The organism is Streptomyces sp. NPDC003697 (assembly GCF_053587115.1).
Genome location: NZ_JBSFNN010000032.1, coordinates 44205 through 67687, shown reverse-complemented (window position 1 = coordinate 67687; position 23483 = coordinate 44205). Strand labels below are relative to the sequence as shown.

At 73.6% G+C, this 23483-nt stretch carries 18 protein-coding genes; 10 read left to right on the top strand and 8 right to left on the bottom strand.

Annotated elements, in window-relative coordinates:
• Positions 1-160 precede the first annotated feature (160 nt).
• Genes ACWDNY_RS15665 through ACWDNY_RS15645 form a run of 5 tightly spaced genes read right to left on the bottom strand, consistent with a single transcriptional unit; the run spans position 161 to position 5774 of the window.
• Positions 161-1471, bottom strand: coding sequence for a DUF58 domain-containing protein (locus ACWDNY_RS15665; protein WP_451646290.1), 1311 nt, complete (start codon positions 1469-1471; stop codon positions 161-163).
• A complete protein-coding gene (locus ACWDNY_RS15660) occupies positions 1471-2460 on the bottom strand; it encodes an AAA family ATPase (protein ID WP_451646293.1) in 990 nt (329 codons plus the stop codon). The genes ACWDNY_RS15665 and ACWDNY_RS15660 overlap by 1 nt, the downstream gene beginning before the upstream one ends.
• Positions 2460-3662: a DUF4350 domain-containing protein gene (locus ACWDNY_RS15655; RefSeq protein WP_451646289.1), complete on the bottom strand. Its 1203-nt coding sequence runs from the start codon at positions 3660-3662 to the stop codon at positions 2460-2462. The genes ACWDNY_RS15660 and ACWDNY_RS15655 overlap by 1 nt, the downstream gene beginning before the upstream one ends.
• A complete protein-coding gene (locus ACWDNY_RS15650) occupies positions 3659-4435 on the bottom strand; it encodes a DUF4129 domain-containing protein (RefSeq protein ID WP_451646288.1) in 777 nt (258 codons plus the stop codon). Before ACWDNY_RS15650 ends, ACWDNY_RS15655 begins: the two co-directional genes overlap by 4 nt.
• 4 nt (positions 4436-4439) lie before the next feature.
• Complete coding sequence (locus tag ACWDNY_RS15645) at positions 4440-5774, bottom strand: glycerophosphoryl diester phosphodiesterase membrane domain-containing protein (RefSeq protein ID WP_451646287.1); 1335 nt, start codon at positions 5772-5774, stop codon at positions 4440-4442.
• A gap of 141 nt (positions 5775-5915) precedes the next feature.
• Between ACWDNY_RS15645 and mtnA the strand changes: the two genes are divergently transcribed.
• The 7 genes from mtnA (at position 5916) to ACWDNY_RS15610 (ending at position 15138) form a co-directional block, all read left to right on the top strand.
• On the top strand, positions 5916-7058 hold the full coding sequence (mtnA, locus tag ACWDNY_RS15640; protein ID WP_451646286.1) for an S-methyl-5-thioribose-1-phosphate isomerase: 1143 nt from the start codon (positions 5916-5918) through the stop codon (positions 7056-7058).
• A 400-nt stretch (positions 7059-7458) separates the two neighbouring features.
• Positions 7459-8148, top strand: a complete 690-nt coding sequence (mtrA, locus tag ACWDNY_RS15635; RefSeq protein WP_003990656.1) for a two-component system response regulator MtrA — start codon at positions 7459-7461, stop codon at positions 8146-8148.
• A gap of 1 nt (position 8149) precedes the next feature.
• Complete coding sequence (gene mtrB, locus ACWDNY_RS15630; RefSeq protein WP_451646285.1) at positions 8150-10246, top strand: MtrAB system histidine kinase MtrB; 2097 nt, start codon at positions 8150-8152, stop codon at positions 10244-10246.
• Positions 10236-12101, top strand: coding sequence for an LpqB family beta-propeller domain-containing protein (locus ACWDNY_RS15625; protein WP_451646284.1), 1866 nt, complete (start codon positions 10236-10238; stop codon positions 12099-12101). The genes mtrB and ACWDNY_RS15625 overlap by 11 nt, the downstream gene beginning before the upstream one ends.
• Positions 12102-12315: 214 nt before the next feature.
• On the top strand, positions 12316-13170 hold the full coding sequence (locus ACWDNY_RS15620) for a ComF family protein (protein ID WP_451646283.1): 855 nt from the start codon (positions 12316-12318) through the stop codon (positions 13168-13170).
• A gap of 318 nt (positions 13171-13488) precedes the next feature.
• Positions 13489-14184 carry a ribosome hibernation-promoting factor, HPF/YfiA family gene (gene hpf / locus ACWDNY_RS15615; RefSeq protein ID WP_451646292.1) on the top strand — a complete coding sequence of 232 codons (696 nt, stop codon included), beginning with the start codon at positions 13489-13491 and terminating at the stop codon, positions 14182-14184.
• 207 nt (positions 14185-14391) lie between these two features.
• Positions 14392-15138, top strand: a complete 747-nt coding sequence (locus ACWDNY_RS15610; protein ID WP_361511427.1) for a response regulator transcription factor — start codon at positions 14392-14394, stop codon at positions 15136-15138.
• Positions 15139-15262: 124 nt separating this feature from the next.
• On the opposite strand, the gene ACWDNY_RS15605 is transcribed toward ACWDNY_RS15610, so the two are convergent.
• Together ACWDNY_RS15605 and ACWDNY_RS15600 are read right to left on the bottom strand one after the other, a co-directional pair.
• On the bottom strand, positions 15263-16438 hold the full coding sequence (locus tag ACWDNY_RS15605; RefSeq protein WP_451646282.1) for a winged helix-turn-helix domain-containing protein: 1176 nt from the start codon (positions 16436-16438) through the stop codon (positions 15263-15265).
• A gap of 152 nt (positions 16439-16590) precedes the next feature.
• Positions 16591-17160 carry a GNAT family N-acetyltransferase gene (locus ACWDNY_RS15600; RefSeq protein ID WP_451646281.1) on the bottom strand — a complete coding sequence of 190 codons (570 nt, stop codon included), beginning with the start codon at positions 17158-17160 and terminating at the stop codon, positions 16591-16593.
• A gap of 270 nt (positions 17161-17430) precedes the next feature.
• On the opposite strand from ACWDNY_RS15600, the gene secA reads away from it, so the two are divergent.
• Positions 17431-20247 (top strand): preprotein translocase subunit SecA, encoded by a 2817-nt coding sequence (gene secA / locus ACWDNY_RS15595; protein ID WP_451646280.1) that lies wholly within the window; start codon positions 17431-17433, stop codon positions 20245-20247.
• A 512-nt stretch (positions 20248-20759) separates the two neighbouring features.
• Here secA and ACWDNY_RS15590 read toward each other — a convergent pair.
• Positions 20760-21446: an Rv3235 family protein gene (locus ACWDNY_RS15590; protein ID WP_451646279.1), complete on the bottom strand. Its 687-nt coding sequence runs from the start codon at positions 21444-21446 to the stop codon at positions 20760-20762.
• A gap of 330 nt (positions 21447-21776) precedes the next feature.
• Between ACWDNY_RS15590 and ACWDNY_RS15585 the strand changes: the two genes are divergently transcribed.
• Both ACWDNY_RS15585 and ACWDNY_RS15580 read left to right on the top strand, forming a co-directional pair.
• Positions 21777-22292 carry a DUF6912 family protein gene (locus tag ACWDNY_RS15585; protein ID WP_451646278.1) on the top strand — a complete coding sequence of 172 codons (516 nt, stop codon included), beginning with the start codon at positions 21777-21779 and terminating at the stop codon, positions 22290-22292.
• A gap of 91 nt (positions 22293-22383) precedes the next feature.
• Positions 22384-23052: an HAD family hydrolase gene (locus tag ACWDNY_RS15580; RefSeq protein ID WP_451646277.1), complete on the top strand. Its 669-nt coding sequence runs from the start codon at positions 22384-22386 to the stop codon at positions 23050-23052.
• Positions 23053-23483 lie beyond the last annotated feature (431 nt).

Genomic DNA, 23483 nt, shown 5'->3' with positions numbered 1-23483 from the left:
GATGGTACTGCAGGGGGGACCCTGTGGGAGAGTAGGACGCCGCCGAACAATTTGTGGGAAGACCCCGCACCGTATGGTGCGGGGTCTTCTGCGTTCACGGGGGTCTTTTCTGAAGCCGGCCCCGCGTCCCGCGTGGCCGGCCCCCTCGTACGAGACCCCCTCAGAGCCGGCCGGCTGCCTTCAGCGCCAGGTAGGCGTCCGCCAGCGCCGGAGCCAGCTCCTCCGGTGTCGCGTCGACCACGGTGACGCCCTGACGCCGCAGCCGGTCCGCTGTGCGGTCGCGTTCTGTCCGCGCCCGGGCCGCGGCAGCCGCGTCGTAGACCGCGTCGACGTTCCCCCGGGCCGCGGCCATGCGGGCGATGTGTGGATCCGCCACCGAGGCGACGAGCACCGTGTGGCGCTGGGTGAGCTGAGGGAGCACGGGCAGCAGGCCCTCCTCCACGGGGGCCGCGTCCAGGCTCGTCAGCAGGACGATCAGGGAGCGGCGCGGGGCCGTGTGCAGGGCCGTGGCCGTCAGGCCTCGGGCGTCCGTCTCGAGGAGTTCCGGTTCCAGCGTCGCCATGGCGTTGACCAGGGCCGGCAGGACGTCGCCCGCCGCACGGCCCTGCACCAGGGCGCGCGTGCGGCGATCGTAGGCGAGCAGGTCGACACGGTCGCCTGCGCGGGCTGCGAGGGCCGCCAGGAGCAGGGCCGCGTCCATCGCCGCGTCCAGACGTGGTGCGTCGCCGACACGGCCCGCGGAGGTGCGGCCGGTGTCGAGGATCAGCAGGATGTGGCGGTCCCGCTCCGGACGCCAGGTGCGGACGGCGACCGAGGACTGGCGGGCGGTGGCGCGCCAGTCGATGGAGCGGGTGTCGTCACCGGGCACGTACTCGCGCAGGCTGTCGAACTCCGTGCCCTCGCCCCGCGTCAGTACGCTCGTGCGGCCGTCGAGTTCACGCAGCCGCGCGAGTTTCGAGGGCAGGTGCTTGCGGCTGGTGAAGGGGGGCAGTACGCGGACCGTCCACGGCACCGTGTGGGTGCCCTGCCGGGCGTAGAGGCCGAGGGGGCCGTAGGAGCGGATCGTCACGCGGTCCGCCCGGCGGTCGCCGCGGCGGGTGGGGCGCAGGCGGGTGGTCACGCGGCGGCGTTCGCCTCCCGGGACGACGAGACGGTGGCGGGAGGCCTCCACCTCCGTGCCGGGCTGCCAGCTGCTCGGGGGCCATGCGTCCCGGAGGCGGGCACGAAGCGGACGGCGGGACGGGTTGGTGACCGTGAGCGTCACCTCGGCGGTCTCGCCGAGGCGTACGGAGGTGTCGCCGGAGCGGGTCAGGCCGAGGCGCCGCACCGGTGCCGCGAGCGCGTAGTCGCAGGCACAGGCGACGGCCAGGGGTGCGTTCACGGCGAGGAGGCCCGTCCAGCCGGCGTCCCAGACGCCGACGGGAAGGGCCCCGAGGGCCGCGAGGAGCGCGGCGCGACCGGTGAGCGCCATCAGCGGGGGACGGGGACGTGGGCGAGGACGGCGTTGATGACGGAGTCGGCCGTGACGCCTTCCATCTCGGCCTCCGGGCGCAGTTGCACGCGGTGGCGCAGGGTGGGCAGCGCCAGGGCCTTCACGTCGTCGGGGATGACGTAGTCGCGGCCGGTCAGCCAGGCCCAGGCGCGGGCGGTGGACAGCAGGGCCGTCGCGCCGCGCGGGGAGACGCCGAGGGTCAGGGAGGGCGACTCGCGGGTGGCCCGGCAGATGTCGACGACGTAGGCGGTGATCTCCGGGGAGACCGTCGTCTTGGCGATCGCGTCGCGGGCGGCGTCCAGGTCCGCGCGACCCGCGACGGGCCGCACGCCGGCGGCGCGCAGGTCGCGCGGGTTGAAGCCCTTGGCGTGCCGGGTGAGGACGCCGATCTCGTCCTCGCGGGACGGCAGAGGGATCGTCAGCTTCAGCAGGAAGCGGTCCAGTTGGGCTTCGGGGAGGGGGTAGGTGCCCTCGTACTCGACCGGGTTCTGGGTGGCGACGACGAGGAAGGGCTCGGGGAGCGGGCGCGGGGTGCCGTCGACCGTGACCTGACGTTCCTCCATGGCCTCCAGCAGTGACGACTGCGTCTTCGGCGGGGTGCGGTTGATCTCGTCGGCGAGGACGAGGTTGGTGAAGACCGGGCCGGGCTGGAAGGAGAACTCCGCGGTGCGGGCGTCGTAGACGAGGGAGCCGGTGACGTCGCTCGGCATGAGGTCGGGGGTGAACTGGACGCGCTTGGTGTCGACGTCCAGTGCGGCGGCCAGTGTGCGGACGAGCAGGGTCTTGGCGACGCCGGGGACGCCCTCGAGGAGGACGTGCCCGCGGCACAGCAGCGCGACGACGAGGCCGGTCACGGCGGGATCCTGGCCGACCACGGCCTTGGCGATCTCGGCGCGCAGGGCCTCCAGGGCGGACCGGGCGCTCCCCGGGTCCCCGGGGTGCCCGGCGTTGTCAGTGGTCGGGTCCATCATGAACGGCGTACCTCTCTTTCGAGGGCGTCGAGTTGGTCGGCGAGGGAGACGAGGGCCGCGTCGTCGCCGGGCGGCGGGCCGAAGAGGAGGGAGTCCAGGTCCGGTCTGTCGCCGTGGAGGTGGGCGGACAGCGCCGGGAGCAGGGCCTCGGGCGTGTGGGCCTGGGCCGTGGGGACGCCCAGGAGAGGCGCGAGGCGGGTGCGGGTGGTGGAGCGCAGGGCGGTGGCGGCGCGGTCGCGGGCGCCGGCCTTGCGGTAGAGGCGTGCGCGGCCTTCGACGGTCTCGGAGGCGCGGACGGCGACGGGGAGGTTCTCGGGCACGAGGGGGCCGAGCCGGCGGGCGCGCCAGACGGCGGCGAGGACGGCGGCGACGAGGAGCTGCGCAGTGCCCCACAGCCAGCCCGAGGGGAGCAGCTCGAAGAAGCCGCGGCGGCCCTCGTCCGGTGTTCTGCCGGCGCCGCCGTCGTCGGACAGTGAGGGGAGGTACCAGACCAGGTGGGGGCGGGAACCCAGGAGTTGTAGGGCGAGTGAGGCGTTGCCCTGCTCGTCGAGGCGGTCGTTGTAGAGGATGTCGGGCGCGCCGAGGACGACGGTGTCGCCGCCGCCGTTCCGGGGGAGGCGCAGCAGGGTGGGCAGGCCGTCGCTCGGATAGCAGGCGTCGGTGTCGGCGGCGGTGGTGGAGTAGCGGACGCCGCCGGTGTCCGCGCGGCCCGCGCGCCGCGCCTCGGGCAGGGAGCAGCCGGGGCGCAGGGTGGAGTCGAAGCTGACCACGGGGTCGGCGGTGACACCGGGGGCGAGAGTGCCGACGGAGGGGACGTCGGGGGCGACGAGGACGGTGCGGCCGCCGGAGCCGGCGGTTGCCGCGTACAGCAGGGACTGCTGGCGGTCGGTGAGCAGGTCGGGGACGGCGACCAGCAGGGTCGTGTCGGGGCCGGCCGCGGCGCGTGCCTGGTCGAGGCCGGTGACCACCCGGGTGGAAACGCCCTGCTCGGAGAGGAGGGCGGCGACGGCGCGGCTGCCGTAGGGGTCGGCGGAGCGTGGGTCGAGGCGGCCGTGCTGGGAGCCGGAGCGCAGGGCGGCGATCGCCACGGCGGCCGCGAGGAGGAGGACGAGCGCGAGCAGGACGCCCCGGGTGCGGGTCCACACCTGGCGGGCGGTGGGCGCGACGGAGGTGGGGGAAGGTGGCGCCTCGGTGGTCATTCGGCGGCTCCCTCGGCGGTGCCGGGGGCCGTGCCGCGGCCGTGTCCGGCGAGCTGGGGCCTGGTGTGTTCCACGTCGCGGTCGAGGGCGGCGAGGCGGCGGTAGGACTGCTCGGTCGCCGTGCGCCCCCCGTAGGTGACGTCGTCGAAGTCGCGGGCGGCGGAGCGCAGCCGTTCGGTGTGCGCGGGCAGGGTGCGCCCGGCTTCGGCGGCCGCCTCGTCGGCGGTGCGGCCCGGGCGGGTGTCGAGGAGGGCGCGCTCCTCCAGGGAGCGGACGAGGGCGCGCATCCGCTCCTGGACGGCCTGGCTCCAGTGGCCCTGGGCGGCGTGCGCCTCGGCGGCCGCGCGGTGTTCGGCGGCGCTGCGGGGACGGTCGTCGAACAGGGCGGGGGCGGAGGCAGGCTCGCGGCGGGGGGTGCCCAGGCGCCACCACAGGGCGCCCAGGACCGCGAGGACGGCCACGATGACGACGACGAGGCCGACGGTCCCGCCGGGCGTCGCAGCCGAGGCGGAGTCGAACAGTTTGCTGAGCCATTCCCGGACGGCGTCCAGGAGCCGTTGCACCACGCCGGGATCGTTCTCGTGGTACATGCGCTTGGACAGCTCGCGTCGGGCCGCCTCCCGCGCGGGGCCGCGCGGGATGGTCACCGGTGGTTCGTCGCCGGAGCGCGCCGCGGCCGGGGCGGCGGCGTCGTGCGCCCGCAGCAGCACGCCTGCCACGGCCGCCTCCGCCGTGGTCGGCAGTGCCGCGAGAACTCCCCCCGCCCAGCTCACCGCATCAGCTCCCCGGGGCGACGGTGCCCGGGCCGTGGCCCTGGACGCCGGCCGCGCGGGCCAGTTCCAGGTCGAGGCCCTCGCGCCGGATGCGCCGGTCGATGTACAGGAGCACGGTGACGCCCGCCGAGATCGGGAAGGTGATCGTGGAGGCGATGACCGAGCCGATCCCGCTGATGACGAGGTACGTCCAGCCGAACCGGGCACTGCCGTCGACGAAGCTGCCCAGGCCGATGCCGCTGGAGGCGGCGGCTACGCGGGAGAAGGGGATCACGATGATCACCGAGATGAGGAACGTGATGAGCCCGGCCAGCAGCTCGATGCCGAAGATGCGCCACCAGGAGCCCCGGACCAGTTTCACCGAGCGGCCGAGCGCCTTCTTGATGCCCTGCTTCTCCAACATGAGCGCGGGCGAGGCGAGGGAGAGACGGACCCCCAGCCACAGGGCGACCACGAGTCCGCCCAGACCCCCGAGCAGGGCGAGGCCGACACCGTCGACGACCTCTCCCGAGACGGCCACGAGGATGCCGGGGAGCGCGCCGACTGCCGTCACACCCGCGCCGATGAGTATCAGCAGCATGAGCAGGCCGAACAGCCGGAGTACCTGGGGGCGGGCGTCGCGCCAGGCCTCGCCGAGGGTGACCGGACGGCCGAGCACCGCGCGGCTGGTGACGGTGGTCAGCAGGGCGGTGGCCGCGACCGTGCCGATCAGGGAGATGAGGGAGACGGCGCCGGAGCCGGCCACGGACTCGGCCACGGACTCGGCCATGGCGCGGCCGACTTCGCCGGGGGTGGCATTCGGGTCGCTGAGGTTCCCGGTGCGGAGGTTGTCGAGGGCCAGGCCCTGGACCAGGACGACGGTGATCTCGGTGATGACCGCGACGACCAGGGAGATGCCCAGGACGGTGCGCCAGTAGGTGCGCATGGTGGAGACGGCGCCGTCGAGGATCTCACCGAGGCCCAGGGGACGCAGCGGGATCACGCCGGGCTTGGCCGCGGGCGGCGGGCCGCCCCAGCCCGCGCCCCATGCGCCGTACCCGGGCTGCCCGTAGCCGCCAGGGGCGCCGTAGCCGCCGTGGCCGGGGGGCGGGCCGCCCCAGCCGGCGCCGGGCGGCGGAGGCGGTGGGGCATGGCCGGGCGCCGGGGGGCCGGTGGGCGCGGACCACTGGCCGGCGGGCGGCTGGTCCTTGGACCACTTCACGCCGTTGCCCTGCGGCTGTGCGCCCTGCTCGTCCGCAGGCTGCCCGGAACCGGAGCCGTCGGCGGGTCCGGACGCGCCGGACTGCGGCCCGTCGGACGGGGCGGATCCGGGCGAGGCCCAGCCCGGAGTGTCGTTCATCGTCGCTCCTTCACGGTGCCCGTCCGCGGGTCGCGGCGGCACGTTGGCAGCCATCGTGCCATGGGGTGGTCTTGGAGCAACCGGCAGCGGTGGGCGCTGTGCACCTTCTATTGTCCGCGCGTTACGGGGCAGACTGATCGCATGGCTGATCAGTACGCGCAGACCCGCGAGGACAACCGGCCGGCCGGGACACCGGTGATCCGCTGGGAGGAGCCGCCCGAGGGGCCGGTGGTCGTGCTCCTGGACCAGACGAGGCTTCCCGCCGAGGAGGTCGAGCTGGTGTGCACGGACGCGCCCGCGCTGGTGGAGGCGATCCGCTCGCTCGCCGTCCGCGGGGCCCCGCTGCTCGGCATCGCGGGGGCGTACGGTGTCGCGCTCGCCGCCGCGCGCGGCTTCGACGTCGACGACGCCGCGAGGGCGCTGGCCGGTGCCCGGCCCACCGCGGTCAACCTGCCCGTCGGCGTGCGCAGGGCGCAGTCCGCCTACCGGGCGGAGCTGGAGAAGACCGGCGATCCAGGGCACGCCGCCTCGGCGGCGCTGGCCGCGGCGCGGCAGCTGCACCAGGAGGACGCCCGGGCCAGCGTGCGGATGGCCGAGCACGGGCTGGCGCTGCTCGACGAGCTGCTGCCCAGGGGCGGGCACCGCGTCCTGACCCACTGCAACTCCGGCTCGCTGGTGTCGGGCGGGGAGGGGACGGCGTTCGCGGTGGCGCTGGCGGCGCACCGTACGGGGCGGCTGAGGCGGCTGTGGGTGGACGAGACCCGGCCGCTGCTGCAGGGCGCCCGCCTGACCGCGTACGAGGCGGCGCGCAACGACATGACGTACACCCTGCTCGCGGACAACGCGGCCGGTTCCCTGTTCGCGGCCGGTGAGGTGGACGCGGTGCTGGTCGGGGCGGACCGGATCGCCGCGGACGGGTCGGTGGCGAACAAGGTGGGGTCCTACCCGCTCGCGGTGCTCGCGCGCTACCACCACGTGCCGTTCGTCGTGGTGGCGCCGGTGACGTCGGTGGACCTGGACACCCCGGACGGTGCGGCCATCGAGGTGGAGCAGCGTCCCGGGTACGAGGTGACCGAGGTCTTCGTCCCGCAGGCGCCGGTGACGGGCGCGGCCGGCGGCATCCCGGTGGCGCCGCTGGGGACCCAGGCGTACAACCCGGCGTTCGACGTGACTCCGCCGGAGCTGGTCACGGCGATCGTCACGGAGGAGGGCGCGGTCTCGCCGGTCACCGCCGAGGGACTGGCCGAGCTCGTCGCGCGGTCGCGGCACTCGGCGTCCGAGTAGCGGCGGGGCCGTACGGGGCCCGGGCCGCCCCGCCGGCGACGGCGGGCGCACATCGCAGCGCGGACTCCGGCCGGCCGGGCGATCCGGTCCGCCGTGGCCGGATCGCGCCGGGCCGCCCGGGCCCCGGGGGTGTCCGGCGGCTCATGCCGGGGACGCGGGAGCCGGCACGCCCGTCCCCGGTGTTGTCGTCGGTCGCCGTGCGGGCGCACGCACCGGGCCCCGCTCACCCGGGCTGCGAGGCGCCGCCGGTGTCATCCGGCCTGCTGCGCCGGACGACACCCGGACCCGTCCCTGACGACCCCGTCCGCGGGGCCGGGCAGACAGCGGCGGTTCCATACGACTATCGTCACAGCCCAGTGACGTGCCTCACCAGTGCCTTCGCAGCTGTTACGAGAATGGGATGATGTCGTTTATGAAGGGACGAGTCCTTGTCGTCGACGACGACACCGCACTGGCCGAGATGCTCGGCATCGTGCTGCGTGGTGAAGGTTTTGAGCCGTCTTTCGTTGCCGACGGAGACAAGGCGCTTGCCGCCTTCCGGGAGAGCAAGCCCGATCTGGTGCTGCTGGATCTGATGCTGCCCGGCCGTGACGGCATCGAGGTGTGCCGTCTGATCCGGGCGGAGTCCGGGGTGCCGATCGTGATGCTGACGGCCAAGAGCGACACCGTCGACGTCGTCGTGGGCCTGGAGTCCGGCGCCGACGACTACATAGTGAAGCCGTTCAAGCCGAAGGAGCTGGTCGCCCGCATCAGGGCGCGGCTGCGCCGGTCGGAGGAGCCCGCGCCCGAGCAGCTCGCCATCGGCGACCTCGTCATCGACGTGGCCGGCCACTCCGTGAAGCGGGACGGGCAGTCGATCGCGCTGACCCCGCTGGAGTTCGACCTGCTGGTGGCGCTGGCCCGCAAGCCGTGGCAGGTGTTCACGCGCGAGGTGCTCCTCGAGCAGGTCTGGGGCTACCGTCACGCGGCGGACACGCGCCTGGTCAACGTGCATGTCCAGCGGCTGCGCTCCAAGGTCGAGAAGGATCCGGAGAAGCCCGAGATCGTGGTGACCGTCCGTGGGGTCGGTTACAAGGCAGGACCGAGCTGACATGCCCGCGGACAGTGCCGCTTCGGGGCCTCCGGGCACCGGAGCCGGCGCGGGACGGCCTGTCACCGGGAGGCCCGTGCGGGCGCGTCGGGGACGACTGCTGGAGGGCGGGCTGCTGAACGGCGGCGTGCAGGGCAGTTTGGTCCTGCGTCTGTTCGTACGCTCGGTGCGGCGGCCGCTGCTGCCCGTCATGCGGCTGTGGCGGCGCAACATCCAGCTCAAGGTCGTCGCCACCACGCTGCTGATGTCGCTCGGCGTGGTGCTGCTGCTCGGCTTCGTCGTCATCGGGCAGGTGCGCAACGGGCTGCTGGACGCGAAGGTGAAGGCGTCGCAGAGCCAGGCCACCGGCGGTTTCGCGGTGGCCAAGCAGAAGGCGGACGAGGCGGCGAGCGGCACCGGCGAGGAGGGGGCCCCGGCGGACGGCCGGTCCTCGCCGAACGTCATCGAGTGGATGAGCGCCCTCGTGTCGTCGCTCTCCAGCGGTGGCCAGGGTGCCTTCGACGTCGTCACGCTCCCCGCGGGCGACGACAGCGGCGGCGGACGCGGCCCGCGCGCCTCCGGCGACGTCGACCCGACGCAGAGCGTGCCCGAGGACCTGCGTGCGCGGATCGACAGAAGCACGGTGGCCGCCCAGAGCTACACCCGCATCGTCTACAAGCGCACCGGCAGGGGGCCGCAGCCCGCCCTGGTCATCGGCAAGCGGGTCAACGACCCCAACGGCGACCCGTACCAGCTGTACTACCTCTTCCCGCTCACCCAGGAACAGAAGTCGCTGAGTCTGGTCAAGGGGACCCTGGCGACGGCCGGCCTGTTCGTCGTGGTGCTGCTCGGGGCCATCGCGTGGCTGGTGGTGCGGCAGGTCGTCACCCCCGTGCGGATGGCGGCCGGGATCGCCGAGCGGCTGTCGGCCGGGCGGCTGCAGGAGCGGATGAAGGTCAGCGGCGAGGACGACATCGCGCGTCTAGGCCTGGCGTTCAACAAGATGGCGCAGAACCTGCAGCTGAAGATCAACCAGCTGGAGGACCTGTCGCGGATGCAGCGCCGGTTCGTCTCCGACGTCTCGCACGAGCTGCGGACGCCGCTGACGACCGTGCGGATGGCCGCGGACGTCATCCACGAGGCGCGGCAGGACTTCGACCCGGTGACCGCGCGCTCGGCGGAACTCCTCGCCGACCAGCTCGACCGGTTCGAGTCGCTGCTCGCCGACCTGCTGGAGATCAGCCGCTTCGACGCGGGCGCGGCGGCGCTGGAGGCCGAGCCGATCGACCTCAGGAACGTCGTCCGCCGGGTGGTCAGCGGCGCGGAGCCGCTCGCGGAACGCAAGGGCACCCGCATCCGCGTGGTGGGCGACCAGCAGCCCGTGGTGGCGGAGGCCGACGCGCGGCGCGTGGAGCGTGTGCTGCGCAACCTCGTCGTCAACGCCGTGGAGCACGGCGAGGGCAAGGACGTCGTCGTCAGGCTCGCCGCGGCCGGCGGCGCCGTCGCGGTCGCGGTCCGCGACTACGGCGTGGGGCTGAAACCGGGTGAGGCGACCCGGGTGTTCAGCCGCTTCTGGCGGGCCGACCCGGCCCGCGCGCGAACCACCGGCGGTACGGGGCTCGGGCTGTCCATCGCCCTGGAGGACGCGCGGCTGCACGGCGGCTGGCTGCAGGCGTGGGGTGAGCCCGGCGGCGGCTCGCAGTTCCGGCTGACGCTGCCGAGGACGGCGGACGAGCCGCTGCGCGGCTCGCCGATACCCCTGGAGCCGAAGGACTCGCGGCGCAACCGCGGACTCGACGGCGCAGGTTCGGCGCGCGGCGACGAGAAGCGTGCGACGGTGCCCGCGCAGGCGACCGGTGAGCGGGCGGCGATGCCGCCACGGGACCCGATGGCGCCGCGGCCCGCCACGGCGGCGGTGACCCCGGTGGCCGACCCGACGGCGCTGCCCGGCAACGGCGCGCGCGTGGTCCCCCGGCCCGCCTCGGGCAGGCGGCAGCAGGACGGCGCGCTCGCCGCGCGGCCGGCGGACGCGGGAGACGGCAGCGCGGACCGTACGGACCCGGGGGGAGCCGGGGCACGGGAGGCGACGGAACAAGGGGAGGCATTTCGTGGGCGCTGACCGCGAGGGGGGCGCGCGGCGGCGACCGGTTCGCGTGCTGGCGTACGCCGTCTGCGGGACCGTCCTGCTGTCGGGATGCGCCTCGATGCCCGACAGCGGGGACCTGCGGGACGTGGAGTCCACGCCGCGCCAGGACACCGAGGTGCGCGTGTTCGCCATCCCGCCCCGGGAGGACGCCCCGCCGGCGGAGATCGTGCAGGGCTTCCTCGAGGCGCTGACCAGCGACGATCCCACCTATGCGACGGCGCGCCAGTACCTGACCGCCCCGGCCGCGCGCAAGTGGCGGCCGGAGCTGTCGACGACCGTCCTCGCCAACGGCCCGGCCATCCAGGTCGAACGCACGGGCGGCCGCGACACCACCGACGACTTCACGTTCGCGCTGACCGGCAGCAGGGTCGCCACGGTGGACGCCCAGCAGGCGTACGCGCCGGGCGACGGACGCTACAGCCAGCCGGTGCACCTGTCGCGGGACCCCAAGAGCGGGCAGTGGCGCATCGACGGGCTGCCCCAGGGCGTCGTGATGGGCGAGTCGGACTTTGAACGCAACTACATGTCGGTCGACAAGTACTACTTCGCCTCGAACGCCTCGAACGCCTCGAACGCCTCGGACGCCGCGGCCCCGGCGGCGACGCGGCCGGCGGCCGTCGCCGACCCCGTCTTCGTGCGCCGGCGCGTCGACGCGATGACGCAGGTGGTCCGCTCCCTGCTGAACGGGCCGACGAACTGGCTCGCGCCCGCGGTGAGGACCAGCTTCCCGCCTGGTGCGCAGCTGCGGAAGGACGTCGTCTCGCTGACGCCCGACGACCAGAACAAGCTGACCGTGCCGCTGAACGAGAAGGCGAGCCGGGTCGGGTCCGGGACGTGCTCCGAGATGGCGACGCAGCTGCTGTTCACGCTGCGGAACCTGACGCCCACCGTGGACAGCGTCACGCTGCGGGGCGCCGACGGGTCGTCCCTGTGCTCGCTGGCCGAACGGCGGGCGGAGGCGGTGGCCTCGCGCGGCTCGGTGAAGCGGTCCGAGTACCTCTACTTCGTCGACGACAAGCAGCGGCTCGTACGGATCGCCGGCGGCAGCGCGGGGACCAGCGCCGATCCGGTGCCGGGCGTGCTGGGCGAAGGCGGTCGGCAGCTCCGGTCGGCGGCGGTGTCGTGGGACGAGCACACCGCGGCGGGGGTCAGCGGCGACGGGAGATCGTTGTACGTCGCGTCCCTGGTGCCGGGCGGTTCGCTGGGCACGCCCGTGCTCGTCAGCCGGGGCGGCACGGAGGACGACCGGCTGACGGCGCCGAGCTGGGACGCCGGCGGTGACCTGTGGGTGGCCGACCGGAACCCGGCCGCGGCGCGGCTGCTGGTGCTCCAGAAGGGCGCGGGCCGGCCGGTCCCGGTGAGCATCCCCGGGCTCGACGGGCGCGTCGACGCGGTGCGGGTGGCCGCGGACGGGGTGCGGATCGCACTCGTAGTGGAGAAGGACGGCAGGCGGTCGCTGCTGATCGGCCGGATCGGGCGGAAGTCCGCCGGGACCGGGCAGCCGCCCGTCGTGTCGGTGCTCGAGCTGCGTGGCGCCGCGCCGGAGCTGGAGGACGTCACCGCCATGTCCTGGGCCGGCGACAGCCGGCTGGTGGTGGCCGGGCGTGAGCAGGAGGGCGTGCAGACGATGCGGTACGTCCAGGTCGACGGCTCCACGCCGGAGGGTCCGGCGCCCGCCGCGCTCACGGGGGTGAAGTCGATCGCCGCGTCGGAGGACGACCGGCTGCCGCTGGTGGCGTACTCGGAGGACGGGATCGTCCGGCTGCCGTCCGGCGCGCAGTGGCAGAAGGTCGTCAAGTACGGGTCGGCTCCGGTCTATCCGGGGTGAGTCGCGCGGGCCCCTCCGGGGAGGAGGGGGCGCGTCGGGTTCGTCCCTCCCGCCGGGGGCGCCGGCGGGTGCGCACCGCGGGCGCTGATCGATGTCCGTCCCGAACGTCCGTTCACTCGTGTGAGGGAGCGCTGTCGGCACGTGGGCACGGTCGTCCACAGGGACTTGTCCACAGGGGTGGCCGGGGCGGTGCGCCGTCGGCACAGTGGACGGCATGCGTGGGTGGTGGCGGGACCTGACCGACCTGGTGCTGCCGGGTGAGTGCGGAGGCTGCGGCAGGCCGCGGACGGTGCTGTGCGAGGAGTGCCGTGCGTCCCTGGGCGGGGCTGTACCGCGCCGGGTGCGGCCGGTGCCGGAGCCGCGGGGACTGCCGGCCGTGCACGCCGCCGCGCCGTACGCCGACGAGGTGAGGGCGGTGCTCCTCGGCCACAAGGAGCGCGGGGCGCTGGCCCTCGCCGGTCCGCTCGGCTCGGCCCTGGCCGGCGCGGTGCGGGCGGGGCTGGCGGAGGCCGCCGCCCGGACGGACCCGGTCGCCGGTCGGACGCACCGGAGACCGCTCCCGGCCGGCCCGGTGCTGCTGGTCCCGGTGCCGTCCGCGCGGCGGACGGTGCGGGCGCGGGGCCATGACCCGGCGCGGCGGATCGCGCTCGCGGCGGCGGGTGCGCTGCGGCGTTCCGGTACGCCGGCCCGGGTGCCGGCGGTGCTGCGGCAGCGGCGCGCGGTGGCCGACCAGGCGGGTCTCGACCCCGGGCGACGACTGGCCAATCTGGCCGGTGCGCTCCACGTCGCCGCCGGGGCTGCTCCACTCCTGCGCGACGGGCCGGTGGTGCTCGTCGACGACCTGGTGACGACGGGCGCCTCCCTGGCCGAAGCGGCCCGTGCCGTGAGAACGGCCGTGTACACGGCGGGGACCTGGGAAGGCCTAAGGGAACGGAAAGCCGGATCACGGTCCGAGGAGGCGAACTCGGTGTATCGCGCACCGGATATGGCGGGACAGTCTGACGCCGTCGAGCCGGTCTGCGCGGCCGTGGTGGCGGCCTCGCCGGAATCCTGGAATAGCCGGAACTGACCGCGAACTCGCGTCGTTTCCGGTAGTGAGAAGAAGGTCAATTCACTTGAACGGAGGTACGCCGCAGTAGAGGGTGACGCCGTCCGTCCGGGCGAGATATGTTCGGTGGTGAGGGAAAGGCGCAGGCCATCCCCGTCATTTCCGAATCGCGCGCTGCGGTTTTCTCGTAATCACCCGCAGCGGCGGGGTGGAGATCTCGCCCACGGGGGAGGAGGAGGTGGACGTCACCGAGTCCGAGGTTCCGGGGCTCACCGGAACCGGGTGCAAAAGGGAGACGCTCCGCCCTGGATGCGGAGCGATCCGGGAACGGAGTTCTGCGTGGACATCGTCGTCAAGGGCCGCAAGACCGAGGTGCCCGAGCGGTTCCGCAAGCACGTGGCCGAGAAGCTGAAGCTGGACAAGATCCAGAAGCTCGATGGCAAGGTGATCAGCCTCGACGTCGAGGTGTCCAGGGAGCCCAACCGTCGACAGGCCGACCACTGTGACCGAGTGGAGATCACGCTCCGCTCCCGCGGCCCGGTGATCCGGGCGGAGGCAGCCGCCAGCGACCCGTACGCGGCACTCGACCTGGCGGCGGAGAAGCTGGAAGCCCGGCTGCGCAAGCAGCACGACAAGCGTTTCTCCCGGCGCGGCGCACGCCGGATCCCGGCCGCCGAGGTCCCCGCCCACGTCCCGGACGCGGCCACGCTCAACGGGAGCGGTGTTCCCGTCGGGGCGGAATCGGAAGAGGGCCAGGTGCCCACCAAGCGGGTCGGCTCGCTGGAGGTGCAGGGGGACGGCCCCATCGTCGTCCGCGAGAAGACACACGCCGCTTCTCCCATGAGCCTGGACCAGGCCCTGTACGAGATGGAGCTGGTCGGGCACGACTTCTATCTGTTCGTCGACGCCGAGACCAAGGAACCGAGCGTCGTCTACCGACGGCACGCCTACGACTACGGCGTGATCCACCTGGGGACGGACACGATGGTCACTCAGGCACTCCCTCCGGACACGGGCGGCACGCTGGGCGGCTGACCCACCCGGCCCGTAGCTGACCAGGTGCCCCTGGGCGCGCGCGTGCGCCCCCGGGGGCACCGGTGTGCGACCCCTCGGCCCGCCGCTTGGGCACCGCACGGTCGGCAGAGCATGGAATCATGGCCGCAACGGCTCAACCGATGGGCCGTTGCCTTGGGTTGGCGATGGCACCGGACCACCAGGCCACAGCCTTCAGGGGGAGGAACGATGGCGCACAGCTTCGGACCGATGCGGGACGAGGACGCCGGCGACGGCGTCGTCGGCATGGGCCCGGACGCGGGCACTCCACGCAAGGAGCCGATCAGAGTCCTTGTCGTGGACGACCATGCGCTCTTCCGCCGCGGACTGGAGATCGTGCTCGCCGCCGAGGAGGACATCCAGGTCGTCGGCGAGGCGGGCGACGGCGCGGAGGCCGTCGACAAGGCCGCCGACCTGCTGCCGGACATCGTGCTGATGGATGTGCGGATGCCGAAGCGGGGCGGGATCGAGGCCTGTACGTCGATCAAGGAAGTCGCCCCCAGCGCAAAGATCATCATGCTGACGATCAGCGACGAGGAGGCCGACCTCTACGACGCCATCAAGGCGGGCGCCACGGGCTACCTCCTCAAGGAGATCTCCACGGACGAGGTGGCCACCGCCATTCGGGCGGTGGCCGACGGCCAGTCGCAGATCAGCCCTTCCATGGCGTCGAAGCTGCTCACCGAGTTCAAGTCGATGATCCAGCGCACCGACGAGCGCCGTCTCGTCCCCGCGCCTCGGCTGACGGACCGTGAGCTGGAGGTGCTCAAGCTCGTCGCCACCGGAATGAACAACCGGGATATCGCCAAGGAGCTGTTCATCTCGGAGAACACCGTGAAGAACCACGTCCGCAACATCCTGGAGAAGCTTCAGCTGCACTCCAGGATGGAGGCGGTGGTCTACGCGATGCGAGAGAAGATCCTCGAGATCCGCTAGCGAATGCCCGGGCCCGACCCGGGCGCGGGCGCCGGTCCCGGGGTCGGGGCGGCCCGGTGACCGCGAGAGTGGGAGATCGTGGGAGCGGGAGACCGTGAGGCCGGGCGGTTCGCGGGTCCGGCGGTCAGGCCAGGGCGCGGGCCAGCTCCCGGACGAGGGGCTCGCGCAGTTCCGGCGCGTCCACGCGTTCGACGCGTACGTCCGTGCAGTCCACCCAGCCCGCCGCCTCCACCAGCGCCTGCGCGACGCCCGGCACGGCCCTCGCACCGTCCAGCGTGACCTGCCGGGCCACCAGCGTGCGGCCCTCGCGCGCGGGATCCACCCGGCCGACGAGGCGGCCGCCGGCGAGCACCGGCATCGCGAAGTAGCCGTGCACCCGTTTCGGCTTGGGCACGTACGCCTCCAGGCGGTGGGTGAACCCGAAGATCCGCTCCGTGCGCGCCCGCTCCCACACCAGCGAGTCGAAGGGCGACAGCAGCGTCGTGCGGTGGCGGCCACGCGGGGGCGACGCCAGCGCCGCCGGGTCCGCCCAGGCCGGCTTGGACCAGCCTTCCACCGTCACCGGGACCAGGCCCGAGTCCGCGATCACCGCGTCGACCTGCTCCCCCTTCAGGCGGTGGTAGTCGGCGATGTCCGCGCGGGTGCCGACCCCCAGGGACTGCCCCGCGAGGCGGACCAGACGGCGCAGGCACTCGGTGTCGTCCAGCTCGTCGTGCAGCAGCGGCTCGGGCACGGCGCGCTCGGCGAGGTCGTACACCCGCTTCCAGCCGCGCCGTTCGACGCAGACGACCTCCCCGTACATCAGTGCGCGTTCGACGGCGACCTTGGAGCCCGACCAGTCCCACCACTCGCTGGTCCTCTTGGCGCCGCCCAGCTCCGTGGCCGTGAGCGGGCCCTCGGAGCGCAGCTGCTTGATCACCTGCTCGTAGGCGCCGTCGGGGAGCTCGTGGTGCCACTGCGGGCGGCTGCGGTAGGCGCGGCGGCGGAAGGCGAAGTGCGGCCACTCCTCGATGGGCAGGATGCACGCCGCGTGGGACCAGTACTCGAAGGCGTGCGCCTGCGTCCAGTACGCCTTCTCCACCGCCGTACGGCCGACCGCGCCCAGCCGGGCGTAGGGGACGAGCTCGTGGGAGCGGGCGAGGACCGAGATCGTGTCGAGCTGGATCGCGCCGAGGTGGCGCAGGACACCGCGGACGCCGGACCTGCGGTCGGGGGCGCCGAGGAGGCCCTGGGCCCGCAGCGCGATGCGGCGGGCCTCGTCCGCGGTGAGGTCGAGGGCGGGGCGCGGGGCGGTTGTCATGAGGCGCACGATAGGGGGCGGGACTGACAGTGGGGAGTGGCCTGCGGATCCTGGAACGGGACCGGGACAGCCGCTCGCCGGAGGACGTGTCCCGGACCGGGCGGGTGCGGCGCGGGCGCCGCACCGCACGGGTCGCGCGGCGCGGGCGGCTCTCAGCCCGGAGCCGGCAGGTACGGCGCCGCCGAGGGCAGGCCGAGGTCGCACGGCAGCAGCGAGCCGACCCAGCAGTCCCGCCGGACGCCCTTGTTGTTGAGCGCGGAACGCAGGGTGCCCTCCATCGTGAAACCCGCGCGTTCGGCCACCGCCCGGGAGGCGTGGTTGCCCACCTCGGCGCGCCATTCGATGCGGTCCAGCGGCACCTCGGTGAAGGCCCAGCGCGCGGCGGCGAGGACCGCCTCGGTGACGTGTCCGCGGCCACGGTGCTCCCTGGCGGCCCAGAATCCGATCTCGCCCTCGCCGAGGGAGCGCATCGTGATGCCGAGCATGCCCGCCAGCTCTCCCGCGGGCAGGAAGACGCCGAAGGTGAACACCGAACCGCTCGCCCAGCCCTCGGGGACCGTCCGCTCCGTGAAGCCGCGGGCGTGCTCCGGCCGGTAGGGGGAGGGGATGGTGGTCCAGCGCTGGATGTCCGGGTCCTGTGCGGCGGCGTGCACCGCGTCGGCGTCGCGCGGGCCGACGGTGCGCAGCAGGAGGCGGTCGGTGGTGAGCGTGGCGGGTTCCATCGGGCGATTCTGCTTCGGGGACTCCGCGAGGTCCATCGATGCGCCGTCGGTGAGTCCACGGTCACAATCCGCGCAATTCGTCGCGAGTGCGCGGCACCATCCGCGCCCCTGGTCCGTTGTCCTCCTTGAAGGCGACGCGCGGCACGAGAAAGACCGCCGTCGTGGCAGGCACTCCCGGCCCGACGGGGTCCTCGCATACGATGGCCGTTGCTCAGTACGTCAAATGGAAACCGACCGTCCCAGGCCCGACCGGCAAGGAGACCAACCCCCGTGTCCGTCCTCTCGAAGATCATGCGTGCAGGCGAAGGCAAGATCCTGCGCAAGCTGCACCGCATCGCGGACCAGGTCAACTCCATCGAAGAGGACTTCGTCGACCTCTCCGACGCCGAGCTGCGGGCCCTCACCGACGAGTACCGGCAGCGGTACGCCGACGGCGAGAGCCTGGACGACCTGCTGCCCGAGGCCTTCGCCACGGTCCGTGAGGCCGCCAAGCGCGTCCTCGGACAGCGGCACTACGACGTCCAGATGATGGGCGGCGCCGCCCTCCACATGGGCTACGTGGCCGAGATGAAGACCGGTGAGGGCAAGACGCTGGTCGGCACCCTGCCCGCGTACCTGAACGCCATCTCCGGCGACGGCGTCCACATCGTCACGGTCAACGACTACCTGGCCGAGCGCGACTCCGAGATGATGGGCCGCGTCCACAAGTTCCTCGGCCTGTCCGTGGGCTGCATCCTGGCGAACATGACGCCGGCCCAGCGCCGCGAGCAGTACGCCTGCGACATCACGTACGGCACGAACAACGAGTTCGGCTTCGACTACCTGCGCGACAACATGGCCTGGGCGAAGGACGAGCTCGTCCAGCGCGGGCACAACTTCGCCATCGTCGACGAGGTCGACTCCATCCTTGTCGACGAGGCCCGTACGCCGCTGATCATCTCCGGTCCGGCCGACCAGGCCACCAAGTGGTACGGCGACTTCGCCAAGCTCGTGACGCGCCTCAAGCGCGGCGAGGCGGGCAACCCGCTGAAGGGCGTCGAGGAGACCGGCGACTACGACGTCGACGAGAAGAAGCGCACGGTCGCCATCCACGAGGCCGGTGTCACCAAGGTCGAGGACTGGCTGGGCATCGACAACCTCTACGAGTCGGTGAACACCCCGCTGGTGGGCTACCTCAACAACGCCATCAAGGCCAAGGAGCTCTTCAAGCGCGACAAGGACTACGTCGTCATCGACGGCGAGGTCATGATCGTCGACGAGCACACCGGCCGCATCCTCGCCGGCCGCCGCTACAACGAGGGCATGCACCAGGCGATCGAGGCGAAGGAAGGGGTGGACATCAAGGACGAGAACCAGACGCTCGCCACGATCACCCTGCAGAACTTCTTCCGCCTCTACAACAAGCTCTCCGGCATGACCGGTACGGCGATGACCGAGGCCGCCGAGTTCCACCAGATCTACAAGCTCGGCGTGGTCCCGATCCCGACCAACCGGCCGATGGTCCGCAATGACCAGTCGGACCTGATCTACCGCACCGAGGTCGCGAAGTTCGAGGCGGTCGTCGACGACATCGCCGAGAAGCACGAGAAGGGCCAGCCGATCCTGGTCGGCACCACCTCGGTCGAGAAGTCCGAGTACCTCTCGCAGCAGCTCAGCAAGCGCGGCATCCAGCACGAGGTGCTCAACGCCAAGCAGCACGAGCGCGAGGCGAGCATCGTCGCCCAGGCGGGCCGCAAGGGCGCCGTGACGGTCGCGACGAACATGGCGGGCCGTGGCACGGACATCAAGCTCGGCGGCAACCCCGAGGACCTCGCCGAGGCGGAGCTGCGCCAGCGCGGCCTCGACCCGGAGGAGCACATCGAGGAGTGGGCGCACGCCCTGCCCGAGGCGCTCAAGCGGGCCGAGGAAGCCGTGAAGGCGGAGAAGGACGAGGTCGAGAAGCTCGGCGGCCTCTACGTGCTGGGCACCGAGCGGCACGAGTCGCGCCGGATCGACAACCAGCTGCGCGGTCGTTCCGGCCGCCAGGGCGACCCGGGCGAGTCCCGCTTCTACCTGTCGCTCGGAGACGACCTGATGCGGCTGTTCAAGGCCCAGATGGTCGAGCGCGTGATGTCGATGGCGAACGTCCCGGACGACGTGCCGATCGAGAACAAGATGGTCACGCGGGCGATCGCCTCCGCCCAGTCGCAGGTCGAGCAGCAGAACTTCGAGACCCGTAAGAACGTCCTGAAGTACGACGAGGTGCTCAACCGGCAGCGCGAGGTCATCTACGGCGAGCGCCGCCGTGTCCTCGAGGGCGAGGACCTGCACGAGCAGGTCCAGCACTTCATGGACGACACGATCGACGCCTACGTCCAGGCCGAGACCGCCGAGGGGTTCCCGGAGGACTGGGACCTCGACCGGCTGTGGGGCGCCTTCAGGCAGCTCTACCCGGTGAAGGTCACCATCGAGGAGCTGGAGGAGGCGGCCGGTGACCGGGCCGGTCTGACGGCCGAGTTCATCGGCGACTCCATCAAGGACGACATCCACGAGCAGTACGAGGCCCGCGAGGCACAGCTCGGCTCCGAGATCATGCGCGAGCTGGAGCGCCGGGTCGTGCTGTCGGTCCTCGACCGCAAGTGGCGCGAGCACCTCTACGAGATGGACTACCTCCAGGAGGGCATCGGCCTGCGTGCCATGGCGCAGAAGGACCCTCTGGTCGAGTACCAGCGCGAGGGCTTCGACATGTTCCAGGCCATGATGGAGGGCATCAAGGAGGAGTCCGTCGGCTACCTGTTCAACCTGGAGGTCCAGGTCGAGCAGCAGGTCGAGGAGGTCCCGGTCGAGGAGGCCCAGCCGGTGGCGCGGGGCGTCCAGGACGCCGTGCCGGCGCAGGCGGGCGCGCGCCCGGAGATCCGCGCGAAGGGGCTCGACGTCCCGCAGCGGCGCGAGCTGCACTTCTCCGCGCCCACCGTGGACGGCGAGGGCGGTGTCGTCGAGGGCGAGTTCGCCGCTGACGGCGAGCCGGTCCGCTCGGAGGCGGACGGCCTCACGCGGGCGGAGCGCCGCAAGCAGGCCAAGGCCGCGGGCCGACGCCGCAAGAAGTGACGACGGCTCCGCGAGGAGCGACAGGCCGTGCAGGGCCGGGCACCCCCAGGGGTGCCCGGCCCTGCCGCTTGTCCGGCGCGGATCGACGTCGGCGCCACCACCGACGCCGAGCGGGCCTGCGGGCCCGGGTTTCCGCGGTGCTGGTCTCCGGGCTCGCCCTCTGCACCGGCGTGCGTGCCCGCCTGCGGGCCGGCCTCTGCACCCCCGACTCCGGTCCCAGGCCTCGACCCCGGGGCATCCCGGCTCGCCCTCCGTCGTGGCTGCGGGGTTGGGGCGGCGCCCGTCACTCCTGGATGACGGCGCGCGCCCTGCCTGGGCCCAGCCTGGCGGCAGGTCGGGGCCCTGCCGCCGTCCGGGCCCGCCTGGGCGAGGCCTGCGGCCCCGGGGCGCGCCACCAGCCTCGCGGCCGCCGCCTGCCCGGACGGGAGGAGCGGGGTCCGGGCGGATCCGGACGGGAGGCGGCTGCCACAGCCCCTGGCAGGAAGTGGCCGGCCCCGCTGCCGCCCGCGGCACTAGTCGTCGGTGTGGGGCATGCGGGGGCCGTCGAGTTCGACGGCCGTGCAGCGCCAGCGCAGGTCGCGGCCCTGTTCCAGGCGGAACGCCATGGCGCGCAGGCGGTCGCCGGCGCCGATGCGCGCGAAGGCCTCCAGGGCGCCGGGACGGGCCTCGTAGTAGCCGATGTCGCGGACGACGGCACGGGCGCCGCGGATACGCAGGGGGCCGCGCTCGGCGAGCCAGGCCAGCTCGTCGTAGGCGCGGCCGGCGGTGTGCCGCAGCATCCAGTGCACGGGCCGCTGTCCGCTGAGGACGGCGAGGAGGCGCTCCGCGAAGAGGTCGGTGGTGACCCGGTGCGGAAGGGGCCGGGGGGCGGACTGAGCGGCGACCACGCGGGCGGCGGCGGCCGTGCCGTCGGGCCGGGCCAGGGACTCCGGCCGCGGGGGCCGAGCCGGGTGCCGGGTGGGCGTGCCGGTGACTTCCGGACCGGGCCTGCCGGGCCTGGCCCGGCCGGAGGCGTCCGCGCCGCTGCGTGGGGTGACTGTCGGGTGGCCCGGGGCCGCCGGTGGGCGGCCGCCGGCCGGTGCGCGGAAGAGGGTGCCGCCGGGCGGGCGGGGCGGGGTGCCGCCCGGACGGCGGGCGTCCTGGCGGCCCGGCGGACGCGTGCCCGGGCGGTGCTGGGCCCTGGTCATGACCTTGTGCATGTGATCCCCGTTCGGAGCCACCCGGTGAGTACCGGGCGGTAACTTCGTGGTCGGGGATCTTGTACGGGGCCCGGCCCCACGGCGGCAAACGGGAAGCGGGCCGCGCCGGAGGCCGGACGGGTTCACCTATCCGGGTGGTGACGGGGGTCGCAAACCCCGACAGAGCAGGGGCGCACCGGGTGACGCGGGAGGCGCGGGGTGGACGCTTCCCGGGGTGCGGCGGGAAGCCCGAAAGGGGACCTCCCACACGTATCCTGAAGGCCGTCCGGGCGGCGTGGCAGCGCCGGTCCCGGGTCCTGCGGAGCCCACCGACCACGAAAGCGGCCAGCCATGCGCGTGTACGTCCCCCTGACGCTCTCCGGTCTCGCCGAGGCCCGCACGACGGGTGAGCTGGGGGCCGGGCCGTTCGTCGCGTACGCGGTCACGCCCGCCCTGCGCGAGTGGTACCTCTCCGACGACATCGAGGAGCTGGAGTACGCCGCGCTGAGCCGGGCCGCGCTCGCCTCGCTGCGCCTGCTGGCGGCGGACGCCGGGGCGCCCCGGCGGCGTGTCGTGGTCGCCGTCGACGTGTCGGACGGCGCGGCGGCGGTGGACCCCGACCGCGGTCTCGACCCGGCGGCGCTGGGCGAGGTCCGGGTGGCCGGCTCTGTGCCGCTCGCGAAGGCGGCCGCGGTGCACGTGGACGCCGAGGACGCGGAGGCGGACGTGGCGGCGGCGGCCCGGGCGCTGGAAGCGGCGGACGCGGGCGACGACGACGCGCAGTTCGTCGTGGACGGGGCCGAGGACCACGAACTGCTGTGGTTCGCCACGCAGGAGATCCCGAACCTGGTGGGACCCGGCGACTGACGCGGCGCAGCGGGGCCCGCGGCGGCCCGGCGGCCGCACCGCGACCTGCGTCCCTCCCCGATGTCAGTGGCAGCGGGTAACGTTTTTCGGCATGGGAACGCAGTCAGGGGCGCACATCGTCTGGGACTGGAACGGGACACTGTTCCACGACAACGACGCGGTGATCGGGGCGACGAACGCGGCGTTCGGCGAGCTCGGCCTGGAGCCGATCACGCTGGAGCAGTACCGCGCGCTGTACTGCGTGCCCGTGCCGAAGTTCTACGAGCGGCTGCTCGGGCGCCTGCCCACCGGCGCCGAGTGGGAGCTCATGGACGCCGTCTTCCACCGCTACTACGCCGAGCACCGGGTGCGCTGCGGGCTGACCGAGGGCGCGGCGGATCTGCTCGCGGGGTGGCGGTCCGCGGGGCACAGCCAGTCGATCCTCAGCATGTACGGGCACGAGGACCTGGTCCCGCTGGTACGCGGGTTCGGGATCGAGGCCCACTTCATACGCGTCGACGGGCGGACCGGGCCGTCCGGCGGCAGCAAGGCCGAGCACATGGCGCGGCATCTCGGTGCGCTGGCCGGTGCCGTGCACCCCGAGCGCACGGTCGTGATCGGGGACGCTGCGGACGACGCGCTGGCGGCGCTGCACGTGGGTGCCCAGGCGGTGCTGTACACCGGCGGTTCGCACAGCCGGGCCAGCCTCGAGAAGGCGGGGGTGCCGGTGGTGGACACACTCGCGGAGGCCGTGGCGGAGGCGGGACGACTGGCGGCGTGACCGTCCGGCGGACCGGCGTGCGGTCGGCCCGTCCGGCTCCCCGCACCGGGGACGCGGCTCGGGAGCGGCCGGCGGCAGGGCGGGTCGGCCCCGCCGGCGGACCCGCCCGCCCGGCTCTCTCCCCCACCGGGGAGACCCGGCTCCGGGCGGACGCGTGATCCGGCCACCCGCCCGCACGCCACGCCGGCCGCGGCGCCTCTTCCGGCACAGCCGCCGCAGCCGTCACACCGGCCCCCGATACGACGCCGGAGCGTGCGCCGTCCCTGTGCAGAACGTCAAAGTTCCGCCCCCTGTTTTGTACACATACGGCTCATGACGGGAGCCCCGCTGCGGGCGATAGCCTTGTGGCGTGATCAGCGCGATAGCTCGCGGAGGCACCGTCGCCTTCGCCCCGCGCCCGGTGAGCACGGACGACGTCCGTGGCCGGGCGG

Coding starts and splice junctions, on each gene's coding strand:
- mtrB (WP_451646285.1), top strand. CDS start 8,150: ATGCCCGCGGACAGTGCCGCTTCGGGGCCTCCGGGCACCGGAGCCGGC.
- ACWDNY_RS15600 (WP_451646281.1), bottom strand. CDS start 17,160: ATGGAACCCGCCACGCTCACCACCGACCGCCTCCTGCTGCGCACCGTC.
- mtnA (WP_451646286.1), top strand. CDS start 5,916: ATGGCTGATCAGTACGCGCAGACCCGCGAGGACAACCGGCCGGCCGGG.
- ACWDNY_RS15620 (WP_451646283.1), top strand. CDS start 12,316: ATGCGTGGGTGGTGGCGGGACCTGACCGACCTGGTGCTGCCGGGTGAG.
- ACWDNY_RS15645 (WP_451646287.1), bottom strand. CDS start 5,774: ATGAACGACACTCCGGGCTGGGCCTCGCCCGGATCCGCCCCGTCCGAC.
- ACWDNY_RS15580 (WP_451646277.1), top strand. CDS start 22,384: ATGGGAACGCAGTCAGGGGCGCACATCGTCTGGGACTGGAACGGGACA.
- mtrA (WP_003990656.1), top strand. CDS start 7,459: ATGATGTCGTTTATGAAGGGACGAGTCCTTGTCGTCGACGACGACACC.
- ACWDNY_RS15610 (WP_361511427.1), top strand. CDS start 14,392: ATGGCGCACAGCTTCGGACCGATGCGGGACGAGGACGCCGGCGACGGC.
- ACWDNY_RS15590 (WP_451646279.1), bottom strand. CDS start 21,446: ATGCACAAGGTCATGACCAGGGCCCAGCACCGCCCGGGCACGCGTCCG.
- ACWDNY_RS15605 (WP_451646282.1), bottom strand. CDS start 16,438: ATGACAACCGCCCCGCGCCCCGCCCTCGACCTCACCGCGGACGAGGCC.
- ACWDNY_RS15660 (WP_451646293.1), bottom strand. CDS start 2,460: ATGGACCCGACCACTGACAACGCCGGGCACCCCGGGGACCCGGGGAGC.
- ACWDNY_RS15665 (WP_451646290.1), bottom strand. CDS start 1,471: ATGGCGCTCACCGGTCGCGCCGCGCTCCTCGCGGCCCTCGGGGCCCTT.
- ACWDNY_RS15655 (WP_451646289.1), bottom strand. CDS start 3,662: ATGACCACCGAGGCGCCACCTTCCCCCACCTCCGTCGCGCCCACCGCC.
- ACWDNY_RS15585 (WP_451646278.1), top strand. CDS start 21,777: ATGCGCGTGTACGTCCCCCTGACGCTCTCCGGTCTCGCCGAGGCCCGC.